At 42.7% G+C, this 8134-nt stretch carries 6 protein-coding genes and 1 pseudogene; 2 read left to right on the top strand and 5 right to left on the bottom strand.

What is annotated here, in order from left to right; translation table 11 throughout:
• Position 1: 1 nt before the first annotated feature.
• From ACTJKG_RS19835 to ACTJKG_RS19855, 5 genes are all read right to left on the bottom strand, one after another.
• Complete coding sequence (locus ACTJKG_RS19835) at positions 2–1123, bottom strand: glycosyltransferase family 4 protein (protein WP_172338033.1); 1122 nt, start codon at positions 1121–1123, stop codon at positions 2–4.
• Entirely contained in the window at positions 1116–2903 is a 1788-nt protein-coding gene (gene asnB / locus ACTJKG_RS19840) for an asparagine synthase (glutamine-hydrolyzing) (RefSeq protein ID WP_172338032.1), read from the bottom strand. The genes ACTJKG_RS19835 and asnB overlap by 8 nt, the downstream gene beginning before the upstream one ends.
• Before the next feature lie 249 nt (positions 2904–3152).
• Positions 3153–3668, bottom strand: a complete 516-nt coding sequence (locus ACTJKG_RS19845; RefSeq protein WP_172338031.1) for a UpxY family transcription antiterminator — start codon at positions 3666–3668, stop codon at positions 3153–3155.
• A 17-nt stretch (positions 3669–3685) separates the two neighbouring features.
• Positions 3686–6106, bottom strand: a complete 2421-nt coding sequence (locus ACTJKG_RS19850) for a GumC family protein (RefSeq protein ID WP_172338030.1) — start codon at positions 6104–6106, stop codon at positions 3686–3688.
• Entirely contained in the window at positions 6106–6894 is a 789-nt protein-coding gene (locus tag ACTJKG_RS19855; protein WP_172338029.1) for a polysaccharide biosynthesis/export family protein, read from the bottom strand. The genes ACTJKG_RS19850 and ACTJKG_RS19855 overlap by 1 nt, the downstream gene beginning before the upstream one ends.
• 101 nt (positions 6895–6995) lie before the next feature.
• Here ACTJKG_RS19855 and ACTJKG_RS19860 point away from each other — a divergent pair, with 101 nt between their 5' ends.
• Entirely contained in the window at positions 6996–7733 is a 738-nt protein-coding gene (locus ACTJKG_RS19860; protein ID WP_172338028.1) for a glycosyltransferase family 2 protein, read from the top strand.
• A 99-nt stretch (positions 7734–7832) separates the two neighbouring features.
• Positions 7833–8134 (top strand): annotated as a pseudogene (locus tag ACTJKG_RS19865) (MraY family glycosyltransferase); the annotation flags it as partial.

Here is an 8134-nt window from a genome sequence, read left to right on the forward strand (position 1 = left end):
CTTATTCGGTTAATAGTTCCTGCAGTTTACGGGCATAATCGGATTGATTAAAATGCTGTAAACTGCGTTTTTGTAATTGCTCACGATTGGCTATTGTTAATGGCTGTGCCAGTGATTCATTCATGCAGTTATATAGTTCGGCAGTGTTATCTGTGTTTACAGACCGGCCCAGTTCGCCATTACGTATGGCATCGATGCTGCCATCGGCATTACCGCAAATAACGGGCAGGCCGCAAGCCATAGCTTCGATAAACACAATGCCAAAGCCTTCTTTTTTACTGGGTAAAACAAACAGATCGGCCAGTAAAAAATGATCGGTGAGTTCGGCTTCTTCGATAAAGCCGGTTAAAATGATATGCTCACGCACATCATGGTCGGTTATTAGTTTATTGATCCGCACATCTTCCAGCTCATCATATTTGCCAGCCAGGATATATTTAATACCCGGGTATTTATTTTTCAATTTTCCGATAGCCTCTATCACCAATTCGTGCCCTTTGTATTTCTCTGTGGAGGCCATGCGGGTTAAGGTAAATATAATCGGATGGCTATGGTTAAGCTGATAGCGGTTAAGCAAGCCGCGGGGCTTTGAAAACGTAGCCGGTAATGGCATCAAAGGATCAATAGCATTATTCAGCACCATACAAATATCCTGATCAATATGGTGACGGCTGAGCATCTGCTGCCGGGTATAGTTGCTTACACAGATCACTTTGTCGCAGGTTTTTATGAACCGTTTTTTGATGAATGAAAACGGTCGCCATACCTCAATACCATGAGCCACTAACCAAACCTGGCATTTAGGGTTCAGGGCCTTGATAATCAAACCAATGGCAGCCAGGTTAATATGGCTCAGTATAATAACATCCCGGGAGGTGAATTTTTTACTTGCCAGCTTTAAGGCAAAGCTCAGTTTGTTGATACCAAATCCCTTAAAATTAATAGCGGGAAGATACTCCGGCATCAGATCGGCGGTGTGATCATAAGCCGACCATAATTCAAAAGTCCAGTTGTTGTTTTGTGCTATCTGATTTAAAGTATAACCCAATGTGCGGGTCATTTTTTGGATGCCCCCGGTGGTACTAAACGTTTGTAAAGTAAGCAATAGCACCTTTTTAGACATGAGCCTGTACCTGATAAAGTGCAAACGCTTTGGACCAGTGCATGCCTTTATTTTTAAATTTTTTAATCATTGTTTGGGCTGCCTTCCCTTTGTAATGCCCACTATCGCTTATTTCGGGATGCGCTGCCATCCACTGCTGCAGCGGAAAAGAAAATCCCATTTTTGGCCTGTTCCAGATTTCTGGCGGCAACAGATCATCAAAGCTATTGATCAGGAATTTTTTGGGTTGGCCATTATCAAATCGTATAGATGGATCAATGCGGTTTACGACGCTGGTAAAATCCTCATCTAAAAATGGCACCCGCACTTCCAGTCCGTGATTCATGCTCATCACATCGGTATCCCGCAATAACTGGTTTTGCATATACAAATTGGTTTCGAGCCAGGAGGCATGTTCTTTATCATAATGGTTTGGGCAGGATTCCGAGGGGGTATCAAAAAGGATACCCCTCACCTGCTTACTGTCGGTATCCAGAAATTTAGCAATCTCGGTAGGTGAGAAAAAGCCTCTCAGTAAAAGATAATCAGCTAAATAATGGTTATTGGCTAAAAACGCGAGCTTTTTATACTGATCGGGTAAAAGGCCGCTGACAGTCGAAAATAATGCGGGACTAGCTTTCCGGAGATATTTCAAATATTTTATCCGCCCGAAGGAGGGATATCCGCCAAAAAGTTCATCAGCACCAATACCCGATAATACCGCTTTCAGCCCGTCCTCATGGGCATATTTACTGATAAACCAACTGTTGATGCCGTCGGTAGTGGGCATATCCATAGCGGCAATTATCCTCGGTAAAAAAGCATCAAAATCATGCTGCTGTACCAGGTGCGAAAAGCTTTGGCCTTGTAATTTATCTAAAATTACCCGTTGGTAATGCTGTTCGTTGTAATCCTGCTCATTAAAGTAGATGGATACCGTTTTTAGCTGCTGGTCTTTTTGAAGATTGGCTAACAGTGTAAGCAAGCTGGAATCAATGCCTCCGCTTAAAAATACACCAATGGTGGCATCGGCAATGAGCTGCCGGTTTACACTTTTGATCAGCGTGTCTTTGATCAATATGCGGGCTTCATTGATATCGGTGATCTGTTCCTGTTTCTGTGTTTCATGATATGGAGCGATGGTACAGGCCGACGAAGTAATATCCCAGCGTAAAAAATGCCCCTTTGGTAAGCTGAAGACATTTTTTAAGGTAGTGTATGGTTCAGGAATATGACCAAAGGCCAAAAACCTTACAGTCCAGTTGGGGTCTTTTTCCATAGCGATATCTGCTGCGGTAAAAGCCCTTATCTCTGATGCGAAGCTCAATGCCCCGTGTTGGGCGTAATAATATATAGGTTTGATACCCGCGCTATCACGTACCAGGTAAACGAGCTTGTTATGGGTATCATATAAAGCGAAAGCGAACATCCCACGGAATTTAGCGAAGGCGGCGGTTCCCCATTGCAGATACGCTAATATGATCACCTCCGTGTCTGTCGCCGATTTGAATTGTGCGCCGAGTGCTACGAGCTCTACTTTTAATTCCAGGTAATTGTACAGTTCGCCGTTAAAGGTTATCCATACTTTTTGCCCGGTATCTGACATGGGCTGGTGCCCGTTGCTGCTCAGGTCAATAATGGATAGCCGCCGATGTCCTAAACCGATATGATGCTGATCGTCAAAAAATAAACCCTCATTATCGGGGCCGCCATGTTGTAGTATCTGGCACATGGCCTTTACTTTTTGATGGATCTCGTCCGGGTGCAGGCTTTTGTTAATTATTCCTGCTATCCGGCACATGGTTGGTATATCTTCACAGCTTCGCCCCGTAAGTCACAGTTGTATTTTGTAACTTATTATTTTACAGTTGTTTATGAGGGTCAAGAAATCAAGAGTGAAGAAGCAGGAAAATAATTCAATATGAAATAATATCCGGCCCAAAAAGAAATATCAGGTACCGCTTTTCACTATTTTTCTTGATTCCTGGCTCTTGATTTCTTGACTCTTAACTTGTTGTATTTTCTTTATTGTTAAAAATAATAATTCCGATTAAAATCGCTCAATATAGGAGGCGGCAACATGCACAATAATGGAGCATCCTATGCTTTCCAATCTTAATATCAATTGCTTTTGCGACCGGTATATAACCACCTCTCCGGTCATTCCTTTTAAAGGACCCGCTTTTATAATAATTTTTTCCCCGGGCTGCAGATCTTCTTCTGTAATTTCCAGGTCGAGCGAACTTGTCATCAATAACTTCAGTTCGTTAATCTGGCGGTCGGGCATGGTGGCTGGTTTGCCCGAAAAATATAAAAAGCGGGATATTCCTTTTGTCATTAATACATCTGCCTGTGCCTGTTCGGCGATGTTAACAAATATGTATGATTTGATAAAGGGCTCCTCGACCCACTTTTTACGATCGCTCCATTGTTTAAGTTGCCGGTGCAAGGGCAAATAAGCCGATATTCCTTTACTGATCAGCGCTTCGTATGCTTTTTTTTCGGCCCGGGCATGCGTATAAACAGGGTACCATTTCTTTTTTACCTCACTGGTTAGCAGGTTCATTGTATTAAAAAGCTTGCTTATTTAAACCATTTTCTCACATCCCACCATTTGGCCTTGTTATCATCCAAATAATATCCGGAATCTTCGTAGCCGTTATAATCGGCATAATAATAATAGTGTACTCCAGAATTATCACCGGTAAATTTGGTAGTGTAGTATCTGGAATGTAAAGGTTCTTCCTCATAGGCGTTAAGCACTATTACGGTATTATTCAACTGATATTCCTGCGCAACACGCTGTGGCACGGTGGCCGCGTAAAACTTCGATCTTCCGGACCGGATCACAAAAACATTAACGTCGCTCATCCGGATCAGCGGGATAGCATCAGACACCAGGCCTATGGGCGCCGTATCTATCATCACAATATCATACCTGGTTTTTAACTGTGCAATTAAGGCGCTCATCCGTTCGCTATGCAACAGTTCGGATGGGTTGGGTGGCACGGGCCCGGAAATGATAAAATCAAGATTTTCCTGTTCGGAATGAAAGATGATATCATCCAGCTCGTTTTGGTGGGCCAGGTAATTGCTTAATCCAATGTCATTAGATACATTAAATATTTTGTGAACCCTTGAGCGGCGAAGATCGGCGCCGATAAGGATAACTTTTTTATCAATCAGTGAAAGCGTGCTTGACAGGTTAACCGCTACAAATGATTTCCCTTCGCCGGCTACTTCTGAGGTGATACAGATCACCTTGCTTTTTTTATCAGATGCCAGGAAACTCAAATTGGTACGTACCGAACGCACCGACTCCGCGAATATGGATTTGGGCCTTACAAGCGCTAAAATTTGCCCGTTATCTTCGTCAATCGGCTCCGGGAACTTCCGGATGATACCCAATATAGGTACAGAGGTAAGACTTTCGATGGTTTCTTTATCGTAAATATACGGGTTCATGATCCGTACAACAACAATAAGCCCCAGGCCTATAATTAAACCGAAGATAATTGCCGAGCGGTGGATATTATGCTCATCGGGCGATACCGGGTTAAAATTAGGCTGGGCTGGCTCAATAATGGTTGCTCCCGGTAATATACCGGCCCTGCTTATCTGGGCCTCCAGTTTTTTTTCTGATAAAAAGGAATATACTTTATCGTTGATCTCAAAATCACGTTGCAGGCTCACCAGGTCGCGCTGCGCAGCGGGTAAGGTCATGATGGTTTGATTAACCTGCGAAAGCTGGCTATCCAAAAAAGCGATGTTCTTTTCGATGCCGGAACGTAAAGTTCTGATATTATTGAGGGCGTTCAGTTTTATTTGTAATATCTGCTGGTTGATATCACGAATGGGCTGCGAATCGGTATTGTAAGTTTTTAACAGTGCGTTCTTTTCCTGTATCAGACCATCCAGTTTTTCGACCATAGCCTGTAGTAAATGGTTGTCTGACCCGGTAGTAGTGAAGTTTAAATTAACGTTATCCTTTTCCCGGGTGATCTGATCTTTGAGCTGATCAATAGCCAATAGCTGTATTTTTAATAATGACTTGTTCGACTCCAGATCGGCTGCTTTGGAGGCTGTTGTTGTTGAAGCCGAACTTACATCCAGGATCTTTGACCGCTGTTTATACTTTTCAATGGAATTTTCGGACCCCTTTACTTCGGTTGACAGGAAGGCCAGCTGGCTGTCAATAAAATCAATCATTTGCGAAGCAGACTGGGTTTTTTGATTACGATCAAAAGACACGTACTGATTCATGATACTATTGATAATATCGGCGGCAAACTGTGGGTTGGAGTCGGTTTCCTGGAGGCCGATAATATTGGAGTTTTTTGAGGTTTCACCAGTTGATAAGCCGGCCCTGACACGATCAACATAATCTTCCGGAATATTGAATTTAAACAGGTAAACCGTGTTTTTGCTCAATGTACCCGGATATTTTATGGTGAAACTGGTAGGCCCCACGTTTACAGGCGTATCATAGTTAAAAGTACTCTGAATTTCTTTACCCCCGATCTTGTATGACAACTCAAACGATTTCGTGTTCAGTGCTTTAAAGCCTATCTGATCATGGTAATAATTCAAACTATCAAACCTGATCAGTTCAATGTTCAATGGTTTTGAGGGGTAGATCTCGGAAGTGCGTACCCGACCCATGATATAAAAGCTGACACGATAATCGAGCGTTTTTATAGCACTGAGAATAAGGTTGCGGCTTTGTATTACAGAGGTAATGCTTTGGATTTTAGATGGCCCGCGTTCTGGAACGGTCATCACGGTTACCAGGTCTGATATTTCTGACTTTTTTTCTTCAATTTTTAAGGTGCCCGATGATGAATAAGTTTTTGGGGTATACCATAAATAGGTATAGGATATCAATACAACTATGCCCACAGAAGCGGCTATCCAATACCAGCGGCTCAGCAATATCTTGCCTATCTTAAAATAGTCGATCTCCTGGGCGGGCAGTTTTCGCTGAATTTTTTCTGTTTCTTCCATTAGCGATGGGAAAGCGTGAAAATAATTAGGGCCGTGTTCAACAAAAGCAATACCGGCTGACTGATCACTGATATGTTTTGCAGATTTTCGTTCCTTACCGCACGTTTGTTTTGGGCAATATAAATAATATCTCCATTTTGAAGAATAGCGCGCGGGTCATTAATGGCCTGGATGTTTCGGAGGTTGATCACCGTTACCTGCGGGTTTACCTGATCGCCCCGTATAATCTGAATGTTGGTTTCGTTGGCTTTTTCTGTAAGGCCGCCTGCTGTACCTATCATTTCTACCAGGGTGGTACGGTCTTTGGTTAGCGGATAATTTCCCTGTCCTTTGATTTCGCCCAACATAGTAACCTTAAGGTTTACAATTTTTAGTTCGATGATGGGGTCTTTGAGCAGGCTTTTGCGGTAAAGGCTTTCAATAAGCTTTGCCGCCTCGGGCCGGGTAAGGCCCGCCACAGCTACATGGCCAATAACTGGCAGGGCCACGGTGCCATCATCATCAACCTGGAAAGTTTGCCCGGTATTTGTAGTGGTGTTTCCGGTTGACGCCGTATTGCTGATAGGCGCCTCATCAACAATATATTTTACGTTTTGCAGATTCCTGATCTGTAAAATATCCTGTGGTTTTATGCGATAAGCAGCGGCAGCTGCCGTGATTTTTTGCGCCGAACTGCTATCGGGGCCGGCGTTTTTTTGTTCAAAAAGTAATTGGTATTGTTTGCTGGAACAAGATGTTAAAACAAAAATTATCCCGAAAAATAAAAGAGTAAGGGTACAAATGCGCATACAGACGAGTAGAAACTAAATAACTATAATTAGGGATTGAATTCAAAAATACATAATTTGCGGGTATATATATTGGTAATTCTTTCCCCAACTTGTACGTTTTGAAGCTCTCTCTGGTTACAGTAGTTTACAATGCTCAGGATACCATAAGGCAGTGTATCCAATCTGTTATCAGCCAAAACTACCCCAATCTGGAATATATTATTATCGACGGTGGCTCGACCGACAACACGCTCGCTATCATCCAGGAATATCATGAACACATTCATGTGTTAATCTCGAAACCAGATCAAGGTATATATGATGCCATGAACAAAGGCATCCGCCTGGCTACCGGCGATGTAGTGGGTATGTTAAACGCCGACGATCAATTTGCCGGTGATGATGTTTTACAGGCTGTTGCCGGAGTATTTACGCAACAGGATACAGAAATAGTATACGGCGATCTGGATATTATGGATCAGTACCGGCGCGTTATCCGTAAATGGCGTTCTGGACAATATAACCGTAATGCCTTTAAACTTGGGTTTATGCCGCCACACCCTACCTTTTACTGCCGGCGTAACTTATTTGATCAGTTTGGCTATTACCGTATTGACCACGGATCGGCAGCTGATTATGAACTAATGCTCCGGCTGATGTACCGGCATGGGGTCAGAAGCTATCATCTAAAGCAGGTGATGGTTAATATGCGCACCGGGGGCATCAGCAGCAAAAACTGGAAAAACAGGCTGAAAGCATGGCAGTATGATCTGTTGGCTATGCGGCAAAATAAACTTCCTTTCCCCATACTTACCCTGGTTTTAAAACCACTCAGAAAAATTCTTCAATTTCTTTGATTTCAACTTCAACTTAAATTTTTTGCACTCGTATAAGGAGTAATACTTAATAACCTGTTTTTATAAGATAGCCCCCGCTAACATTATAAAAGCATTTACATGATTGATTTTTTACACTCTTATCACTTTCTATACAATGTGTTAATACTGCTTGTATCCACTCTTATAACCAGGTTAACCATCCCGTCCATATTACATGTGGCGCGGGCACGTCATTTATATGATGATGTGGGTCATTTTCGTAAACAACATGATCACGGCATTCCGCGCCTGGGAGGAGTTGCCATGTTTGTGAGCTTTATAATCACCATGCTATTGTTTAGTATTGTTGACAAGGCTCTGCCCATCAGTTACTTGCTGATAGCCTGCATCATTTTATTTGCCATGGGCTTAAAGGACGA

It is taken from the genome of Mucilaginibacter sp. 22184, from assembly GCF_052045695.1.
Lineage (GTDB): Bacteria > Bacteroidota > Bacteroidia > Sphingobacteriales > Sphingobacteriaceae > Mucilaginibacter.